21 protein-coding genes and 1 pseudogene are annotated in these 16,997 nt (G+C 45.3%); 9 read left to right on the top strand and 13 right to left on the bottom strand.

Going from position 1 to position 16,997, the window contains the following annotated elements:
• Nucleotides 1-207: 207 nt before the first annotated feature.
• Complete coding sequence (locus PMG25_RS21405; protein ID WP_283768931.1) at nt 208-510, bottom strand: YkvA family protein; 303 nt, start codon at nt 508-510, stop codon at nt 208-210.
• A gap of 197 nt (nt 511-707) precedes the next feature.
• Between PMG25_RS21405 and PMG25_RS21400 the strand changes: the two genes are divergently transcribed.
• A complete protein-coding gene (locus PMG25_RS21400; RefSeq protein ID WP_283768930.1) occupies nt 708-1,409 on the top strand; it encodes a MotA/TolQ/ExbB proton channel family protein in 702 nt (233 codons plus the stop codon).
• Nucleotides 1,410-1,639: 230 nt separating this feature from the next.
• Here the strand turns inward: PMG25_RS21400 and PMG25_RS21395 are convergent, their stop codons facing one another.
• Nucleotides 1,640-1,807 (bottom strand): metallothionein, encoded by a 168-nt coding sequence (locus tag PMG25_RS21395; protein WP_283768929.1) that lies wholly within the window; start codon nt 1,805-1,807, stop codon nt 1,640-1,642.
• 138 nt (nt 1,808-1,945) lie between these two features.
• Between PMG25_RS21395 and PMG25_RS21390 the strand changes: the two genes are divergently transcribed.
• From PMG25_RS21390 to PMG25_RS21375, 4 genes are all read left to right on the top strand, one after another.
• Nucleotides 1,946-2,338, top strand: coding sequence for an ArsR/SmtB family transcription factor (locus tag PMG25_RS21390; RefSeq protein WP_283768928.1), 393 nt, complete (start codon nt 1,946-1,948; stop codon nt 2,336-2,338).
• A 30-nt stretch (nt 2,339-2,368) separates the two neighbouring features.
• The gene (locus tag PMG25_RS21385) at nt 2,369-2,920 is read left to right on the top strand and encodes an ExbD/TolR family protein (RefSeq protein WP_283768927.1); all 552 of its coding nucleotides are present in this window, start codon (nt 2,369-2,371) and stop codon (nt 2,918-2,920) included.
• Nucleotides 2,921-3,244: 324 nt separating this feature from the next.
• Nucleotides 3,245-3,802, top strand: a complete 558-nt coding sequence (locus PMG25_RS21380; RefSeq protein ID WP_283768926.1) for a Uma2 family endonuclease — start codon at nt 3,245-3,247, stop codon at nt 3,800-3,802.
• A gap of 34 nt (nt 3,803-3,836) precedes the next feature.
• Nucleotides 3,837-6,293: an HAD-IC family P-type ATPase gene (locus PMG25_RS21375; protein ID WP_283768925.1), complete on the top strand. Its 2,457-nt coding sequence runs from the start codon at nt 3,837-3,839 to the stop codon at nt 6,291-6,293.
• Between the two features lie 183 nt (nt 6,294-6,476).
• Here PMG25_RS21375 and PMG25_RS21370 read toward each other — a convergent pair whose 3' ends face one another.
• The 5 genes and pseudogenes from PMG25_RS21370 to PMG25_RS21355 form a co-directional block, all read right to left on the bottom strand.
• A complete protein-coding gene (locus tag PMG25_RS21370) occupies nt 6,477-6,686 on the bottom strand; it encodes a hypothetical protein (protein ID WP_283768924.1) in 210 nt (69 codons plus the stop codon).
• Between the two features lie 111 nt (nt 6,687-6,797).
• Nucleotides 6,798-7,064 carry a BrnA antitoxin family protein gene (locus PMG25_RS21365; RefSeq protein ID WP_283768923.1) on the bottom strand — a complete coding sequence of 89 codons (267 nt, stop codon included), beginning with the start codon at nt 7,062-7,064 and terminating at the stop codon, nt 6,798-6,800.
• Nucleotides 7,027-7,143, bottom strand: a pseudogene (locus tag PMG25_RS24560) (BrnT family toxin); the annotation flags it as partial. The gene PMG25_RS21365 and the pseudogene PMG25_RS24560, both read right to left, overlap by 38 nt.
• Entirely contained in the window at nt 7,103-7,846 is a 744-nt protein-coding gene (gene sfsA / locus PMG25_RS21360) for a DNA/RNA nuclease SfsA (protein WP_283768922.1), read from the bottom strand. The gene sfsA and the pseudogene PMG25_RS24560, both read right to left, overlap by 41 nt.
• Before the next feature lie 8 nt (nt 7,847-7,854).
• The gene (locus tag PMG25_RS21355) at nt 7,855-8,724 is read right to left on the bottom strand and encodes a transporter substrate-binding domain-containing protein (protein ID WP_283768921.1); all 870 of its coding nucleotides are present in this window, start codon (nt 8,722-8,724) and stop codon (nt 7,855-7,857) included.
• Nucleotides 8,725-8,881: 157 nt separating this feature from the next.
• Here PMG25_RS21355 and PMG25_RS21350 point away from each other — a divergent pair, with 157 nt between their 5' ends.
• Complete coding sequence (locus tag PMG25_RS21350; protein WP_283768920.1) at nt 8,882-9,028, top strand: hypothetical protein; 147 nt, start codon at nt 8,882-8,884, stop codon at nt 9,026-9,028.
• A gap of 128 nt (nt 9,029-9,156) precedes the next feature.
• Nucleotides 9,157-9,588 carry a hypothetical protein gene (locus PMG25_RS21345; protein WP_283768919.1) on the top strand — a complete coding sequence of 144 codons (432 nt, stop codon included), beginning with the start codon at nt 9,157-9,159 and terminating at the stop codon, nt 9,586-9,588.
• 6 nt (nt 9,589-9,594) lie between these two features.
• On the opposite strand, the gene hrcA is transcribed toward PMG25_RS21345, so the two are convergent.
• Together hrcA and PMG25_RS21335 are read right to left on the bottom strand one after the other, a co-directional pair.
• Nucleotides 9,595-10,671, bottom strand: a complete 1,077-nt coding sequence (gene hrcA / locus PMG25_RS21340; RefSeq protein ID WP_283768918.1) for a heat-inducible transcriptional repressor HrcA — start codon at nt 10,669-10,671, stop codon at nt 9,595-9,597.
• A gap of 362 nt (nt 10,672-11,033) precedes the next feature.
• Nucleotides 11,034-11,384: an AEC family transporter gene (locus PMG25_RS21335; protein WP_283768917.1), complete on the bottom strand. Its 351-nt coding sequence runs from the start codon at nt 11,382-11,384 to the stop codon at nt 11,034-11,036.
• 91 nt (nt 11,385-11,475) lie between these two features.
• Here PMG25_RS21335 and PMG25_RS21330 point away from each other — a divergent pair, with 91 nt between their 5' ends.
• Nucleotides 11,476-11,814, top strand: a complete 339-nt coding sequence (locus tag PMG25_RS21330; RefSeq protein WP_283768916.1) for a hypothetical protein — start codon at nt 11,476-11,478, stop codon at nt 11,812-11,814.
• Nucleotides 11,815-11,816: 2 nt separating this feature from the next.
• Nucleotides 11,817-12,230: a type II toxin-antitoxin system VapC family toxin gene (locus tag PMG25_RS21325; protein ID WP_283768915.1), complete on the top strand. Its 414-nt coding sequence runs from the start codon at nt 11,817-11,819 to the stop codon at nt 12,228-12,230.
• Between the two features lie 13 nt (nt 12,231-12,243).
• On the opposite strand, the gene PMG25_RS21320 is transcribed toward PMG25_RS21325, so the two are convergent.
• Genes PMG25_RS21320 through egtD form a run of 4 tightly spaced genes read right to left on the bottom strand, consistent with a single transcriptional unit; the run spans nt 12,244 to nt 16,912 of the window.
• On the bottom strand, nt 12,244-12,738 hold the full coding sequence (locus PMG25_RS21320; RefSeq protein WP_283768914.1) for a DUF427 domain-containing protein: 495 nt from the start codon (nt 12,736-12,738) through the stop codon (nt 12,244-12,246).
• A gap of 44 nt (nt 12,739-12,782) precedes the next feature.
• A complete protein-coding gene (locus tag PMG25_RS21315; protein WP_283768913.1) occupies nt 12,783-14,543 on the bottom strand; it encodes an HAL/PAL/TAL family ammonia-lyase in 1,761 nt (586 codons plus the stop codon).
• Between the two features lie 32 nt (nt 14,544-14,575).
• Nucleotides 14,576-15,904 carry a 5-histidylcysteine sulfoxide synthase gene (ovoA, locus tag PMG25_RS21310; RefSeq protein ID WP_283768912.1) on the bottom strand — a complete coding sequence of 443 codons (1,329 nt, stop codon included), beginning with the start codon at nt 15,902-15,904 and terminating at the stop codon, nt 14,576-14,578.
• A 6-nt stretch (nt 15,905-15,910) separates the two neighbouring features.
• On the bottom strand, nt 15,911-16,912 hold the full coding sequence (gene egtD / locus PMG25_RS21305; RefSeq protein WP_283768911.1) for an L-histidine N(alpha)-methyltransferase: 1,002 nt from the start codon (nt 16,910-16,912) through the stop codon (nt 15,911-15,913).
• Nucleotides 16,913-16,997: the final 85 nt, after the last annotated feature.

Here is a 16,997-nt window from a genome sequence, read left to right as displayed (position 1 = left end):
CAATAGGCAATAGGCAATAGGCAATAGGCAATAGGCAATAGGCAATAGGCAATAGCGTAGTGCCGTGACACAGCTAAAAATGTGCATTAGCGTAGGGTGGGTTAGGCGGCTAAAACCTAGACTCTGACAGCAATCTATCAATCCGCCGTAACCCACCATTTTAGGGTTGTCACGGCAGTAGGGTAGCTCCTATAGTCGGTGAGGGGACTAATCGAGGGAAACGGCATCCACATCCACCGTATTTTTGGGGGAGGTTCCATCATTGGAGGAGGCAGAGGTTGATGACTGTTTCGCTTTTACCCGGTCTAAAACGAGTTGGGAGACCTCCGAAAGCAAAATTACCATCACCGCGACATCATCAATTTGACCGGCGATCGGGAACACATCCGGGGAAATGTCTAGGGGACTGAAAATATAAACCAAAGTCCCCAAAATAATCCACCAGCGATACTGGGGATTGCGAATCATGTTTCGATACCAGGTATACAGGGATTGAATTGGGTTGCTCATAAGATATCTTTCTCTCATTGCCTCTATTGTCGCAAACTCTTATCTAAAATGTGGGTAAGGATTTCCCCACCTAGCTCAACTGCAAGGGAAAACCTGAGAATAAACTCCGAACACCCGAAAATTCACCCTAAAATGTAAGACAATCGAAGAACACTGATTCCATTACCCGGCGTTTAGGCACAGAGAACCAGACAACTATGACGATCGCAGAAATTTTAGAGAAGGGGGGGTTAACCATTGGCCCATTACTGTTCTTATCCGTACTGGCCCTCAGTACCATTATTGAACGGTTATGGTTTTGGTGGACAGTCTTAACCAAAGAAAAAGAACTCATCGAGCAAATTCTCGAAGCCGCACGAGAAGACTGGAGAACTGCCCCAGAAATTGCCCGACGTGCCAGCGATCAACCTGTGGGCCGGTTCCTCTATGCTCCCTTAAGGATCAGAAATGCCGACCCGGAGGCCTTTCGTTTAGCCTTAGAAGCAGCAGCCGATGATGAATTAGCAGCCATGCGCCGGGGAGACAAAATCTTAGAAGCAGTGATTTCCCTCTCTCCCATGTTGGGACTCTTGGGAACCGTATTAGGATTAATTAATTCATTAGGCTCCATTCGCATTGGCGACTTAGCCACTGCCTCCACCCGTGGCGTAACCTTGGGCATTGGGGAAGCCTTAATTAGTACCGCCGTCGGGTTGGTGATTGCCATTACTGCTGTAGCCTTTTATCGCTTATTTCAAGGCTTGATTTTTATGCAAGTAAAGCTCTTTCGCCGCGCTGGAAGTGAATTAGAGCTATTGTATCGTCAATACTGGTCGGAGGAAGAAAGCGATTATTTAGAAAAAACGCCCCGCACCTTAGACAAAGGCTCCGTGAAAGCCGATGGTTCCGATGCACCTTAGCGGGGGAATGGGGGAATAGGGGGAGTGAACAACAGTAGTGCCATGACACAGCTAAAAATGTGCATTAGCGTAGGGTGGGTTAGGCGGCTAAAACCTAGACTCTGACAGCAATCTATCAATCCGCCGTAACCCACCATTTTAGGGTTGTCACGGCAGTAGGGTGGGCAGGAGGATAAGCCATATCCTTCAACTTCCACTAGCATACCCTGCCCACCTTACCCGGATTTATATTATTTGTGACAATTACATCCGTGATGCCCACAGCCTGAACCGTCAGGATGGCCATTGGCGCAAGCTTCACTACAATAAACCTGGCCATTTTTCTTAAACCCAGTTGCCTCATCCACCATACAGCTACAAGACTCACAAGCACATTTGACTTGGGTTGCAGTTGCCATAATCTTGTCTCCTTGACTTACATCTGAACAGATATTCATAGATTAGCATAAAATAATTGAAAGATTGTTCAGAGATTGTTAAATTTGAATAAGTAGCCCAAAAACGATCTACTCACTCATAACCCATCACCCAACTCCATGTCACAATCTTCCCTCTCCCAGTCCATAGACTCCCCCTACTGCTCCCCCCATTGCCCCCCCGAAGACTTAGACACCGAACATCGACAAGACCTAGAATCCCATCTTCTGCATCCCCGGAAAGCCCAAAAAATGGCAGAATTCTTTAGTATCCTCGGAGACCCCAACCGCTTAAGAATCCTATCTCTGTTAGCCACAGAAGAACTGTGCGTATGTGATTTAGCCACCACCCTCGAACTGACAGAATCCGCCGTTTCCCACCAACTGCGAACCCTCCGCGCTCATCGGCTTGTCCGCTACCAAAAACGGGGCCGAAAAGTCTATTATTATTTAGACGATCGCCATATTCTCGATCTCTATCACAATGTTGCCGAACACCTAGACGAAAGTTAAGAGACCTGAAAACCGAAAACCAAGCACACCATGAAAATCAACTGGGATAATCCAACAGAAGAAGCGCGAATCGAAGTCATCCCCCTGATTGATGTCATTTTCTGCATTTTGACCTTTTTTATCTTAGCGGCGGTAGGATTGACGCGCCAGCAAGCGATTACTGTAGATTTGCCCAGTGCCAAAACCGGAACCACCCAAATGCAGGATATGTTAATTGTGAGTGTGGATACGGTGGGCCAAACCTATATTGAACAGGAATTAGTCCCCAGGGATCAATTGCGACAACGGTTACTCGCCTATCAGATTCAGACTCCCCAGGGCTTAATGGTGCTGTATGCCTCGAAAACTGCCCTTTATGAAGATGTTGTCCAAATTTTAGACTTAATGCGGTCTGTGGGCGGCGATCGCGTGGCTTTGGCAACCCTTCCTACAGGGGTGAACCCCTCAGAAGTGACTCCACAAGACGAGCCAAATCTTGATTTAGGCATTCCCGGTTTAACGCCCCTACCGACTCCAGTTCCGGCTCCTGAACCCACAGCAACCGTTCCCCCAGCCCCAGCGAATCCAGAAACCCAGGAATAGCGAGAGATCGATCAACCGTTCGCTTGGCAGAACGCGGTAATGGGATTTTGAGAACAAGTTAACCCACCCAAAATAAACTGGAAAAGATGCAAGCCGCTAGAATTCCCGTTGCAAATGAAATCTGGGTTAAAGAAATCCCCTAAATTGTCGCTGCGAATTACACCATAGACCAGAGTACCAGAGAAGCGATCGCGCTGAGGTCGAGGATTAGAGCAGCCCTAGTTACACGAACCTGAGCAAAAAGTAGCCCTGAGTTGAGGATACCAGCGATCGCCGGAAAACGTTATAGTTGAATCAACTTCAGTAAGACAGCCCCTCACGACTATGACGAACGTACAAATTCCCTGGACATCAGCCGATTTAGAACTGTTGCCCGATAACAATAACCGCTATGAAATTATCGATGGAGAACTGTACATGACCCATGCCCCCCATTGGAAACATCAAAAGACCCTTGGTGAAATTTGCAGACTTTTAGGCAACTGGTCAAGTGAAACTCGATCGGGTGAAGTAATCTTCAATCCCGGTGTAATTTTCAGTGATACCGATAATGTTATCCCCGATCTCGTTTGGATGACTAACGATAAATTAAACAATTGTGTTGATGAATCAGGTCATTTTACCAGCGCTCCAGAGTTAGTGGTTGAAGTATTATTGCCAAGCAAAGCTGATGTTCGTCGCGATAAGGAAAGCAAGTTAAAATTATATTCCAATCAAGGTGTACAAGAATATTGGATTGTGGACTGGCGATTAAAGACGGTAGAGGTTTATCGGCGGGAAAAAGCAAAATTGGAATTAGTGATGACGCTATTAGAGAACGATGAACTCACATCTCCTTTGCTTCCTGATTTTTCTTGCCAAGTCAATCAATTCTTTGGTTAAGGAAAGTCTGTTCAATGTCCACCATTAATGCTTTATGGTAAATGCTAATTCTATCCTCACCGGATTAACGGATGAGCAAGTGAAAGACCGCTATCGGTCAGGCTTGCATAATGACGTTAATTTGCCCAATAGTCGCTCCTATCAAGATATTTTAGGGGAAACGGTGTTCACCTTCATTAATGGGGTGTTCTTTTCGATTTTTATGCTGCTGATTTCCCTGGGACGCTACAGTGATGGGGCGATCGTGATTGTGGTGTTGTTTAGTGCGGTGATCGTGAGTGTTTGTCAGGAGATTTGGGCAAAACGCAAGTTAGATAAAGTGGCATTGTTGACTCGTCCTCGGTCTTTGGTGATGCGGAATGGCCAAGAATGCACCCTCGATCCTCGTGAGATTGTGCAGGGAGATGTGTTGCATTTGGTTCCTGGGGAACAGATTATGGTGGATGGGGAGGTGTTACAGGGACAGATGGAGGTGGATGAGTCGCTGTTGACGGGGGAGAGTGATGCCATTGTGAAAAAACCGGGCGATCGCCTGCTCTCTGGCACGTTTTGCATTAGTGGTAATGGGTATTATGAAGCACAGCAGGTGGGGCGGGAAACCCTAGCCTATCGCCTGGCTTCGGGGGCTAGGGCGGTGCGACAGGTGTATACGCCTTTACAGCAACAGATTAACCTGGTGATTCGCATCTTTATCTTAGTGGCTGGTTTTCTGTGGATTTTAGTGGCGATCGCCGTTCTCAGTCGTACCCTTTCAGTCCCTGATGGGGTGCAAAAAGCGGCGGTGATCTCTAGTTTAGTGCCTGCGGGCCTATATTTATCGATTACCCTCGCCTATGCTCTGGGAGCGGTGCGGATGCTGGATCGAGAGATTCTCATTCAACAGGCTAACTCGGTGGAGTCCCTGAGCCATGTGGATATTCTCTGTTTGGATAAGACGGGAACCCTAACCGCGAATCAAATTGAGGTGCATCAGTTAGAGGCAATTCAGGAAGATAGAGCGCGTTTAGAGCAGATTTTAGGGGGGTTCGCAGCCAGTGCAACCACCCAAAATGCCACCAGTGAGGCGATCGCTCGCTACCGTCCCCATCCCCCCCAACCGGTGAATAGTGAAGTTCCCTTTACCTCGGCACGCAAGTGGAGCGGTTGCATTTTTGCCACAGGTGAAATTCAAGGAACCTATGTCTTAGGCGCTCCAGATATTCTCGCTCGCACCATTCCCCTGGCTGAGGAGATCCGGGAAACCATCCACCAGTGGACAGAACAGGGCTATCGCGTCTTGCTGTTTGCTGGTTCTGAAGCGGTGGTGAGCCTTTATGATGGGGAAAATACCCCCACTATTCCCCCCACCCTTGCCCCTTTGGGATTAGTGATTTTAGGGGATCAATTGCGTCCGGGCGTGTTAGAAACGCTGCAAGGATTTCAGCAAGCGGGAGTGCAACTGAAGATTATTTCCGGGGATTATCCGCAGACGGTACAGGCGATCGCCCGTCAAGTCGGATTAGAGGGAGATTTGGCCATGATTTCGGGAGCGGAGTTAGCCCAAATTGAACCGCACCAATGGCCGCAAGTCGTGCAAGACTATACTATTTTTGGGCGCATTACCCCCGATCAAAAAGCCCAATTGGTCAAAGAATTGCGCCAAAAAGGAATTTATGTAGCCATGATTGGGGATGGAGTCAATGATGTTTTATCCCTGAAACAAGCGAATTTGGGGATAGCCATGGAAAGTGGCAGTAAAGCCACGAAAGCGGTGGCGGATTTAGTCTTATTAAAAGATTCCTTTGTGTCGCTCCCCTTTGCATTTTTGGAAGGGCAACGGATTCAAAACGGAATTCAGGATGTTTTGAAGTTGTTTATTATCCGCATTTTTTCGTTTACCTTACTCATTTTAGCCACCGGTCAAGTGATTGGCACGTTTCCCTTATTGAATAAACATAGTGCTTTAGTAACGGCGCTTTCTGTAGGCTTTCCGAGTATGAGTTTACCGGTTTATGCCAAACCAGGAGGAGAACAGAGTGGCGATCGCGTCCGCGCTCTATTTCGGTTTATTTTACCCGCCACATTATCCGTAACCTTAGCCGGATTAATCGTCTATTTAGGCTATTTAGTCACCAGTGTTTGGCGAGCGGTGAGCCTTAACGGAATGGTCATCATTGATAATGAGTTATTAGCCATTCCTCGCAGCGCTTTAGTCACCCTATTAATCCTGTGCGGCTTAACCTTAATGTTGTTTCTCAAACCCCCAACCCGGTTCTGGGTAGCCGTGGAACCCCTGAGCGGAGATTGGCGATATACGGCGGTTGCGTTGAGTTTGTTGGGGTTATACAGCTTAATTTTGGCGATCGCCCCTGTGAGAGCCTTCTTTGACTTGACGTTATTATCGGTATCAGATTATGCGTTTATTCTGGCGATCGTTTTGCTATGGATGTATCTCCTGCGCCTCACCTGGCGACGGAAATGGTTAGAGCGTTTTTTAGGGAAATTCCATTAATCCAATGCTACTATACAGCACTTTGCGCTGTTATGGAATACAGGGTTGAACGCTCCAAACCTTTTGCCTAGCGCGAAGCGCTGTATCTTTGGTAACATAACTTCTGGCAAAGCCAAAATGTTTTCAACTACCCCTTCATCACCATTGAGAAACCGAATGGCAGTTGAAGTATCTAAAGCCGTCTCACCACTCATTTTCATCTACCTGCCGACAATTTTTCCGAATAGCTTGCTGCATCTCCTCTGCCTCAGCATCACTCAAAATTCCCACAAACTTCGCTAGAGGGTGTTCTTTTTTACTGACTTGAATTCGGTGTAAAAACTCTAGAACTTTTTGCACTATATCATCGGGTGCTTGTTCAAGTTCTTCGATTAACTGTTGGCGCTTATTCATTGTCTACAAACTCCATTAGGTAAGATTCTGCTTTATCCTAATTTATCACCAAGATCTTGCCCTCTCCCTTGGATGTCCCCAGCGATCGTGCTGCGATCGCCTCTTCCCTGACTATTCCCTGTAATTTCCCGTATAACCACGCAAAACTGAGTTAATTAACATTTTATAGTCTCCACCCTGAGCCTGAAACCATGCCAAGATATCTGGCTCAATAGCCACCAGTTGCCGCGCTTGAGCTGCCGGAATTCTTAACGTTGCCCTCTGAAAGAACTCCTCAGTCAAGGGTGGAATGTCAGAATAATCAATTTCGTCATCATCCCCATTCTCTAACGCTTCCCAATTAGTCCGAGAGGTATTGCTCAAGTCTTTTGCGCTCATATCGATTTGCCCTTCGTGCTGAAATAATCCGAATAACGTTATTTTGTCGTTCTGTCCACACTACAACGGCTACACAGTTCGGCTAAACCCAGATACTCGATGCCTTGTGGAGTGACGGAAAAGCGACAGGGGAGAATTTCTACTCCTTTGGCGATCGCCTGACGGAACAGCTCCCCATAGACGCGATCGGCACTGTCTCCAGGGGAAAACTGCTCACAGTCGGCGCGATTAATGAAATAAAGCATCACTGCTCTGGCTTTTGGGGGCAGTTCCATCAACTCCCGTAAATGCTTTTGGCCGCGATCGGTGACGGTATCGGGAAATAAAGCCAGCCCATTTTTCGCCCAAGTGGTATTTTTCACCTCTACATAAATCGGCGGCTCTCCAGTGAGCAGAAAATCGACTCGACTGCGCCGATTCTGTCCATAAACTACCTCGGTTTTTAGGGTTTCATAGTCTTGGAGTTCAGGAAAAATGCGCTGTTCTAGAGCTAATTTAATTACTCGATTGGGCAAGCTGGTATTCACCCCCACCCAAACCGGTTCCGGTTTCTGCAACTGAATCATCTCCCAAGTGTAAGCCAACTTCCGCTTGGGATTATCATGATAAGACACTTGTACCGGAGCGCCTATTTCACAGACATCGGTCATGGGCCCCGTGTTGGGACAATGGGCCGTAATTAACTCCCCCGTTTCCAGTTCAATATCGGCTAAAAAGCGTTTATAGCGACGTTTGAGGATACCCGGAAATAGGGGAGGATAGGAATATAAAAAAGGAGACATTGCCAGAGTTAACTGCACTTATCTAAGGCGGCGATCGTCAGATCAATATAAGGAGAGGTTATGCCAACCAAATCTGTCAATAGATCGGTGATAATATTCCTGGAGTCTCCTGCGACAATAAACTGATTTACCCTTTGTCTCCATTGCTCATCATGGGAGGGCAAAATCATCCCATAGCCAATACAGGTTAACGGTTCATTCGGTAAGAGGCTATATTCTTCATCGGACAATCCTTGTCTTTCAGCTTCTCCGATTAAGAGAACTCCATCACTGGCAAAGGCATCAATAGTTCCCGCCATGGCATCTCGAACGGCTTGTTGTCGCCCCTGATTTCCAGTATAGGGAATAGAGTCAGCCAGTTGATAGCGACTTTCGATAAATTGGCGCGTCAGAGTATTATCTAAAACTCCAATATCTAAGCCTTGTAAAAATCCTGAAGGTTTGAATAAAATCCGGGTTTGAGGACGCATTAAAAAATAGGTTCCGGTGACGAAGAATCTGAACGAAAATTGGGTTCCTTGGGGGGGAGTAGTGCTGATGGTATTCGGGCCACATTCTAGATGAACTTGTCCATCTCTAACGCTTCGATAGCGACCATTGGGGGAAGATTCATTGAGGGTAGATTCAATGGTTTGGAGTTCAATCGGGCGGTTTAATTCTTGTTCTAATTCTTCGGCAAAAGACTCCATCATTTGTAAGCATAGGCCTTTCCATTCTCCCGATTCCATATAACCAAAAGGAGCCGCATCTTTACGAATGCCGACTTTTAAGGTTCCTGTGTTTTGAATCTCTTCCAGAACTTCTTGGGCGGGACTGGCTCCAGCCGTTGTTAAAAGGATACCCAAGCTGGCGGCGATCGCTGCTATTTTCTTGAACATTACCGTTATTTATTTTCGGAATAACCTGACGAGCTAGATTATCCCGAAATTCTGCTTTTGTCAATTGAGAGACAAAGCTCTAATTCTAGGAGAACGAATTAGCTCACACTATTTATGGACTCTTGCCTCTTACCTCCCCCCTCTTGCCTTTTGCCTATTGCCTTTTGCCTCCCCCTCACCGACAACCTTAACTTGTTACCAATGCCTATTCCCCATTACCAGTGCCAAGCGCTACAAAAGGGGAGTCAACCGTACCCATGATGGAGAGTTTACCGCCGATCGCCGATCGCCGATCAGTCGTTAGAATAAACCCGTAATTGCCACGATCGTGCAAAAAACTGACCACTCCATTACAATCGGGGTGAATCTAGAGACCCGTTTCATGGGGTGATGCCTAGAATCGTTGGTTCGTCTATATGAGGTTATCTAAAAATGAGCGAAACTGATACACCTAAAGAATCTAGCATAGTAGAAGTTAGCCCCGAAACCAAAGCCATGGTGGAGCAAGATGAGGGACTAAAAGATGCAACGGAACAGGTTAAAAATGAAACAATGGCACTGATTGAAGCCATGAAAACTCGGGCCCAGTCAGAAATTCATAAAGCCGGAAACTATACCCTGGAAACCTATCTCAGTTCTGTCAAGAAAGCTAAAACCAGCTTAGAAGAAGAAAACCTATTCGATCCCGATCGCATTGAGAATTCCCTCAAACTCCTGCAAAAGGATGCGGAGAAAAACTGGGAAACCATCGTTAAGCAAGCCCAAGAACTCGGCGATCGCCTGTCGGAAGCGGCTAAAGCAGCTTGGGAAATTCTCACCGCTCCCCGCACCGAAAGCGATGCCAAATCCAAAGATCCGGACTAAAACCGACTAACTCAGGGCATCTGAGAGATAAGCAGCCGTGGCTTCCACCACGGCGATCGCATTTTCATACATCATCCGCGTCGGCCCCAAAACCCCCACGCTCCCCACGGGAACGGAGCCGCGAAAATAGGAAGAAGTCACCAGAGCGCAACTTTGCATCGGTTCCAGGGGATTTTCTGAGCCGATCCAAACCTGTACCCGACTGCTGTCTTTTTCCGGCTCTGGAACCTTAAAAATCAGGGGTAATAACTGAGTCGGTTCCTCTTCGAGCAAATGAATTAAGGTTTGCACCTGTTGCAGTTGGGAAAACTCCGGTTGTCGCAATAGTTCCGCAACTCCACTAATCCAAATATCGGTATAAACAGAAGACGCATGGCGCTGCTTAAACTGCCTTAAAACCTGGGTAAGCTGCTCTCCATAGCGCTCAAATTCACTATCTAACTCTGTCCAATCTAAATGCTCCAACTCCGTTAGTAACCGTCCCTTCAAATTATGGTTCAGGAAATTGGAAAGCACTTGCAATTCCCTCGATATCTGTTCTATCGTTTCATTTCCCTCTTCTCCCGTGTTGGGTAAATCAATCAGAATCGAATGGGTTTGGTAAGTATCCGTCACCAAAATCAACATGGCGCGATCGCTATCCACAGCCACTAATTGCAAATGATGCAAGCGGGAATTTTGCGCTTGGGGCATCGTAATTAGGGTAATATAACCGCTTAAACTCGATAAAATTTGCGCGGCTGACTTAAAAAGAGATTCTAAACTCCATTGCCAATTCAGCTTTTCTTGCAGCAAGTTTTCCACCTGTTTCCCCGTTTTAATATTCGGGGTCATCAAATGATCCACATACCACCGATATCCAGAATCCGAAGGCACGCGACCGGCCGAAGTATGGGGTTGATAAAGTAGACCCGATTTATCCAAATAACTTAAACAAGAACGAATGGTAGCCGTGCTTACAGAAAAATTATATTCTTCCACTAAAACTTTTGAACCCACCGGTTCGGCGGTAGCCACATAATGATTAACGGTTGCTTGTAAGACGCGCTTATGGCGATCGCTCAGTTTAAATTCTAAGTGCATTTGAGTTTATATCAGAAATATTATGGAATAGATAACCGATGTATGCTAGAGAACCTCATCGGTGGGAATTTTGATCTATAAGTCATAAGATAGCAAGAATTTGTCCATCCATCTTCTAGGATAAGGAGATAGCTTATGGGTACACCATTATTTCTGGAGTATGAAATCGCCAATCATCGTAGGGTGGGCAGGGAAGAAGCGACATCATTCAAATTCTATCAGTAGACCCTGCCCTCACCCCCGAAGAATTGATGACGGAGTAAGTCAAATACTACTCTTCTGTCACTCTCCGGGTTCAATGAATAGGAAATTTGCCAATTATCCGGAAGGATAAAAGAATTGAAATTGATTAACACCGTTAATCAATTTATTAAATCCTCGTAATAAATAAGAACTCGGAACAACATATAAACACGGAACAATTGACCAAAACAGAGCGGTAACCTGATAATCAGGCGCAGACTATCTCGTAATCCTCCCCCTTGCAACAAGGCTGGGCCCAGTGAAGTAATCAGATATCCCATAATCAAACCCAGAGTCGTGTCGGTGGATAACTGGGCTTGATAGAGACTACTGGAAATTAAAGCTGGAGTTAAAATATAGACCGCCAGTTCAGAAAGGGTCGAGCGCTCCAGAGTCAAAGTCCGACCGGCAATCATGCCAATGGAAATAATAAAAGTAACCGGAACTAAGGCAGATAAAATAACATTCATTAGCAAAAGACAGGGAGGCAAACACCAAGGAGTTTAGGGGATCTCGCTATACTATCTGTAGCTGCCATCACTCACCAGGGAGGAGAAAATCATGACTCAGAGCGCTACTAATAACTATGGAATTACCCCTCAAACCGAGGAAACCCTGAAACAGCGAATCCGCCCCATTGTAGAGCATTTCCTGAATACGGATGAGGTGTTTGCGGGTTTAGAGGGCGATCGCACCCTCAATGAAGTTTTAGAGGTTTTCATCAGAAACGGCAACGAGCAAGAGCTGCAACAGATGAGCGATGAAGTGATGACTGAGAAAGTCAGGAGGATTTTGGGCACAGAAGCATTGGCTCATTTCTTTGATGATTTAACCCCTGACGAAATTTCCCAATTTGAAGCCGCAGTTCAAGAAATTCGCACAGGAGTGAAGAACAGTTAACCATGGACTATTTGCTCGACACCAATATTTTAACGGCTCTGTTAAAAAATAATCAGGGAATTCGGAATCGGGTTAACAATGCACAATACCAAGGCGATCGGCTATTTATCAGTTGTGTGACTTATTTTGAATCGGAAGGAGGACTATTAGCCATTGAGTCTCGAAAAAAATTAGCTCATTTGGAGGATTTATGCCAAACTACCCTACAGGTTTTGTTTTTAGACCAGATGAACATCATTCACACAGCATCTCGCATCTATGCCAATCTCAGACGTAAAGGCACACCCATCCAATTTGCTGATATTTTAATCGCCGCAACTGCCCTAGAGCAGGATTTAACCCTAGTCTCCCATGACTCCGATATGCTCAGAATTGAGGGATTAAAATTAGAAGATTGGTTGCAGGAATCTCCCTAAACACGGGTTAATTCTACCATCCCCATGTACCCGGCCCACCCTTAAACGGGCCAACCACATCAGAGGTAATCCATCCTCCATAAAAATTACCTTCTTGAGGGATTACTCGCTCATCATTAACATAACAGGCATCCATGAGGTTAGCCCAAAAGCTGTAATGGTTTTGTAGTGCAGCAAAGTTAGGTGTGGTTTCTACACAGCGCCAAGCAGCTTTTTGAATATATTTGTCACCCATTTTGATATCATAATAAATATAAATTCCTTTCCATTCACAAAATCCCTTTTTAGGAGTTTCAACCAAATACTCTGTTTTCACATCTTCAATGGGGAAATAATAGGTTGGGGGATGACTTGTTTCTAAAACTCTTTTCCCTTTGGTTGTTTCAGCTAACACAATGCCATTACAAATGACTTTCAGATATTTATCTGTATCTTGCAAAATAGCGGGTCTGGGGTAATCCCAAACAGATTCTTGGCCAGGTTGTGGGGGAATGGGTTGGGGTCTCATGGTTAATAATTTTGCCTATCAAAGTGTTCTAAGGACTTCATTCATTATCGAACGGGGTATTGCTTCAAAAATTGATAAGAAGCCTCAATATCAGGAGAAAGAGGGCGATCTACTTGTAAAAAAGAGACAGAGCGACGGTAATTATTGAAGAAGGTACGGGTAGCACCTGAGAGCCTTAATCCAGGATTTTTTTGTTGCCTTAAATTAATGGCTTGACCAATATGCATCATTTCAATCCCCAGAATGTAATAGAGATTATCAGTCATTTGCTGAAAGCGGCGAATGACGCGAGGTGCATTAGTTGATGTATCTTCAATGTTACCTGCAATTGAGATTAAATCCATAGAGACAGGAACAGCCAAGGATTGATTTTCAGCAGCTAGAGAAGCAAAAACCTTTTGTATTGCCCCATAAGCATGAAAGGTTTGATCGGTTCCTAGAAAACGACTAAGATGGGTAAAGTGAGGATCGGCAAGTTTGATGGTGCGTTGTGCTGATGCATTAGAGAGGTGACTCAGGGCGATCGCCGCTTCCTGAAAAGAAATCACCCAAGGAAGAGGAGAAAAGTTCCCTGTTGGGATTAATGCACCTCTAAGTCCATCCTCTGCCACATACTTCGAGGCTTCTTCAGGTAAATTGGATGGGGTAGAGACATCTAAAATAATAGCAGGATTATCATCGGAAGAGTTCAGTTGAATTTGCAACATAGTCTCCAATTCTGCTAAGGATTGCTCTACAGCACCCAAGGTATACGCTGCTGTACGGAAACTCAAGGGATCTTGCAAAGCACGGTCTTCTGAAGGCTCCCACAAGTAACTTCCTGCTAAAATTGTGCGAATATCTCTAGCGGCTGAAGTCACAGAAGGAAAAGGACGAATAACATGACTATCTTGTAAGAACGGCTCAATGTTACCATCTAAAGCTTCTAAACTTAGAGCAAATAAGATTTTATTGACCTCAAGTAAGTGCTTTAAATCTTCGATGGCTAATGCTGCCAAGGCAGCAGAATAAGCATTAGAACTAAGGATGGATAGGGCATCTCGACCAAAAATATCTAAGGGTTCTAGTCCAACAGCCTCTAGCGCTCTGCTGGCTGGCATTTTTTGACCTTGGAAATACACCTCACCTTCACCAAGCATTGCCAGCCCAATATGAGTAATTAAGGTAATATCTGCTTGTCCAACTGAACCCCGTGATGGCATAACGGGAATAATATCATTATTGAGAAAATCACGGTACAGCTCGGCAACGCGAGGTTGTGCGCCAGTCGCGCCAAAGAGAATTGAGTTGAGGCGAGTAACCATGATTGCTCTAACCACTTCTGGACTCATTTCTGGCCCGACTCCAGCCGTGTGAGCGTAAATTAAGTTACGGTTGAATTCTTTAGAAACTTCAATAACTTCTTCGCTTAAACCACCACTAGGATCGACAAAAGACTGATCTTTATTGAGTCCGACTCCAGCAGTCACTCCGTAAATCTGATGTCCACTTCTAGCCGCTAACAGCAAAATCTCATGGGCTTTTTGGATGCGATTGGACGCTTCATCACTAATGGTAACCCTCGCCCCATTTCTGGCAACCTGAGCTACATCAGCCGTTGTTAAACTTCGCCCTGTAAGGACAATTGTTTGTCCTTGTAACCCGATTTGATTCGGAGAGTCCATACGAGCTAAATGAGTCCCCTTAGATGCATCTAATGCTTCTAATGCTTCTAAGGAGTCTTTGGCATGAACCTTAACACCGGTTTGACTGAAGCAAAGAGTCGCTAATAGCAGAAAACTGAGAGGCTTAATTTTATAAGTCATAAGTTTGGAGATTATAGTTGATTGGCTTAAGGTTAACCCACTCGATTTTGAGCGATACGAAAACCGGCATGTTGATAAAAATTCTTGCGGAACCAATTCCGACAAGAGGGAGATGCATAAGCACCTGTGCTGGCCCAAGATCCGCCTAACATTATCTTATGATCGCTGTCGAAAAATGGAGCAGAATAATCTTCATATAGGGGATGGGGTTTAAATCCGGGTAAGGGCTTAAATTCATCACTGAGCCATTCCCAAACATTACCGCGAAGATCGTAGAGTCCGGAGGATGCTTCAGAATTTTTTAAGCTTCTTACAGGGGAGGGAGAACCAAATTTTACATTGAGGTTACAGTCTTGATGATCATCAGACTTTCCCGTGGCGATTTTCCATTCTGCTTCGCTCATTAAGCGGGTTCCTTCGCCTTTCCAGTGACAATAGGCCATGGCTTCATAATGGTTAACTTCCACGGGCCAATCTAGGGGTAAGTCGATTTCCTCGAAGAGGGTGCGGTACTGGTAGCTGCCATTTTTTTCGATCCAGAATTTGGGGTGTTTGACGTTGTTTTCTTGCTTCCAATTCCAGGATTCATCATCCCAGAATTCTGGGTTTTCATAGCCCCGATCTTGGACAAATTGCAGAAATTCTCCGTTAGTAATCAGGTGTTGACTGGCGAAAAAAGGTTGGACTTCTACGGTGCGAGTTCCATATTCGCTATCCCAACCGTAGGTGTTAGAGTTTTCGGGTTTTCCAAGGTTAACTTTTCCTCCAGAAATGGCAATCATTTTATTTTCGGGAGTAGTCTGATTTGAGGGGGCATATTGCCAGGTTTCGGGACGTTTAAGATGCTCAACCGAGAATTGTCTAAGCAACATGGAGGAGGTTTCAAAGTGAATCCGGTTATGCTCCATTGCCATGATTAAAGCCCAAAGGGGATGGGTTTGGGTGATGGGAAGATTGAGGGAACAGGTTTTGATGACTTGGGTAATGGTTTCTTTGGCTTTTTCCCGATAGTCCCAAACTTGTTCGACTTCTGGCCAATTAATGTTTTTGGTTGCTTCTTCTAGCTCTTCTGGACTGCTGGGATCGACTCCAAGTTCAAATAGTATTTCGTAGTCGGGATTAATGCGTTGGTCTAATAATTCTACTCGAATGAGTTTGTTGATGTAGAAGACGGGGGAGTGTCCGAGGTAGAAGATAATGGGATTTCTCAGGGGATCGGGGTTGAGGTAAAAGCTGTCATTGTGGACTAGGCTTTTCATGAGAATTTCTTCTAATTCCCAGGAGTTTTGGAAGTAGTTGAGGAGGGTTTGGCGATCGCACTTATCCAGCTCTAGATTCTGTAATGAGGTCAGTTTATTCATGTCTTTTTATACTTTTTGCGAGAGGATTAATCCAAACCACCGTTTGGAATCCGTCCAAGCAGTGATTGGTTTTAGACCTTTTGCGGCTAGTTCGTCTTGCACTGTCTGTACATTAAATTTACGGGATATCTCGGTTCTAATGGTTTCTCCAGTCTCAAATTTAACTTGAAAATCGAGGGCAGCTAACTCAACAGAATGAGCGCTCAAACAGCGCAAATGCATCTCAATTTGGTTCAATTCCTGGTTATAAAAAGCCCAATGTTCAAAGTTTTGCCGCTTAAAATTGCCCCCAAAACGCTGGTTGAGATGATCCAGCATGTTGAGATTAAATTCAGCAGTAACGCCTTGAGCGTCATTGTAAGCTGCTTCTAGGATATCTTTGGGCTTTTGTAAGTCTACACCGAGGAGGAAATATTCGCCCATGTGTAGAGCGTCTAAAATATGGTCGAAGAAGCGATCGCACTCTTGAGGATTCAGATTCCCCAAACTGCTACCTAAAAAGAATACCATCCGAGAAGGTGCAGGGGTTCGTTCCAGTTCGACTAAAGCTTCTTCATAAGTTCCCACCAACCCTTGAATCTGTAGATGGGGATACTCTTGGAGCAACTGCTGGGCACTTTCCGTGAGAATGCTACCACTAACATCAATGGGGATATAGTGCAGGGAGTCCGTCAAAGTTTGATACGCATCTAACAAGCGACGGGTTTTCGTAGAGCTTCCGCTTCCTAGCTCCACCAACTCACAAGCACCCGTCATCTGGGCAATTTCATCGGCATATTGATTAAGAATAGAATCTTCTGTACGGGTGGGATAATATTCGGGTAGCTCGCAAATTTGCTCGAATAATTGCGAGCCATAGCTATCGTAGAAATACTTCGGGGGTAATGTCTTCGGATTTTGGCTTAATCCATCGATTACATCTTGGCCATCGACCGTAGCATCTTCTCGATCAGAATGACTGAGATGTTTAATCTGTAAACGCTCCTGAGTTGCTGGTAAAACAGCCACAATAAATGCTCCCTTCCCTTGTTATCTAAACTCTCCCAATCTAGGGTATCAGCTTTTAGTCTCCTGCACAAAGAAAAATCTAGCG

The organism is Roseofilum capinflatum BLCC-M114, assembly GCF_030068505.1.
GTDB classification, from domain to species: domain Bacteria; phylum Cyanobacteriota; class Cyanobacteriia; order Cyanobacteriales; family Desertifilaceae; genus Roseofilum; species Roseofilum capinflatum.
This window is presented reverse-complemented; position numbering and strand designations above follow the sequence as displayed.

Excerpts from the sequence above, each read along its gene's own strand:
- PMG25_RS21405 (WP_283768931.1), bottom strand. The coding sequence starts at position 510 with ATGAGCAACCCAATTCAATCCCTGTATACCTGGTATCGAAACATGATT.
- PMG25_RS21400 (WP_283768930.1), top strand. The coding sequence starts at position 708 with ATGACGATCGCAGAAATTTTAGAGAAGGGGGGGTTAACCATTGGCCCA.
- PMG25_RS21395 (WP_283768929.1), bottom strand. The coding sequence starts at position 1,807 with ATGGCAACTGCAACCCAAGTCAAATGTGCTTGTGAGTCTTGTAGCTGT.
- PMG25_RS21390 (WP_283768928.1), top strand. The coding sequence starts at position 1,946 with ATGTCACAATCTTCCCTCTCCCAGTCCATAGACTCCCCCTACTGCTCC.
- PMG25_RS21385 (WP_283768927.1), top strand. The coding sequence starts at position 2,369 with ATGAAAATCAACTGGGATAATCCAACAGAAGAAGCGCGAATCGAAGTC.
- PMG25_RS21380 (WP_283768926.1), top strand. The coding sequence starts at position 3,245 with ATGACGAACGTACAAATTCCCTGGACATCAGCCGATTTAGAACTGTTG.
- PMG25_RS21375 (WP_283768925.1), top strand. The coding sequence starts at position 3,837 with ATGGTAAATGCTAATTCTATCCTCACCGGATTAACGGATGAGCAAGTG.
- PMG25_RS21370 (WP_283768924.1), bottom strand. The coding sequence starts at position 6,686 with ATGAATAAGCGCCAACAGTTAATCGAAGAACTTGAACAAGCACCCGAT.
- PMG25_RS21365 (WP_283768923.1), bottom strand. The coding sequence starts at position 7,064 with ATGAGCGCAAAAGACTTGAGCAATACCTCTCGGACTAATTGGGAAGCG.
- sfsA (WP_283768922.1), bottom strand. The coding sequence starts at position 7,846 with ATGTCTCCTTTTTTATATTCCTATCCTCCCCTATTTCCGGGTATCCTC.
- PMG25_RS21355 (WP_283768921.1), bottom strand. The coding sequence starts at position 8,724 with ATGTTCAAGAAAATAGCAGCGATCGCCGCCAGCTTGGGTATCCTTTTA.
- PMG25_RS21345 (WP_283768919.1), top strand. The coding sequence starts at position 9,157 with ATGAGCGAAACTGATACACCTAAAGAATCTAGCATAGTAGAAGTTAGC.
- hrcA (WP_283768918.1), bottom strand. The coding sequence starts at position 10,671 with ATGCACTTAGAATTTAAACTGAGCGATCGCCATAAGCGCGTCTTACAA.
- PMG25_RS21335 (WP_283768917.1), bottom strand. The coding sequence starts at position 11,384 with ATGAATGTTATTTTATCTGCCTTAGTTCCGGTTACTTTTATTATTTCC.
- PMG25_RS21330 (WP_283768916.1), top strand. The coding sequence starts at position 11,476 with ATGACTCAGAGCGCTACTAATAACTATGGAATTACCCCTCAAACCGAG.
- PMG25_RS21325 (WP_283768915.1), top strand. The coding sequence starts at position 11,817 with ATGGACTATTTGCTCGACACCAATATTTTAACGGCTCTGTTAAAAAAT.
- PMG25_RS21320 (WP_283768914.1), bottom strand. The coding sequence starts at position 12,738 with ATGAGACCCCAACCCATTCCCCCACAACCTGGCCAAGAATCTGTTTGG.
- PMG25_RS21315 (WP_283768913.1), bottom strand. The coding sequence starts at position 14,543 with ATGACTTATAAAATTAAGCCTCTCAGTTTTCTGCTATTAGCGACTCTT.
- ovoA (WP_283768912.1), bottom strand. The coding sequence starts at position 15,904 with ATGAATAAACTGACCTCATTACAGAATCTAGAGCTGGATAAGTGCGAT.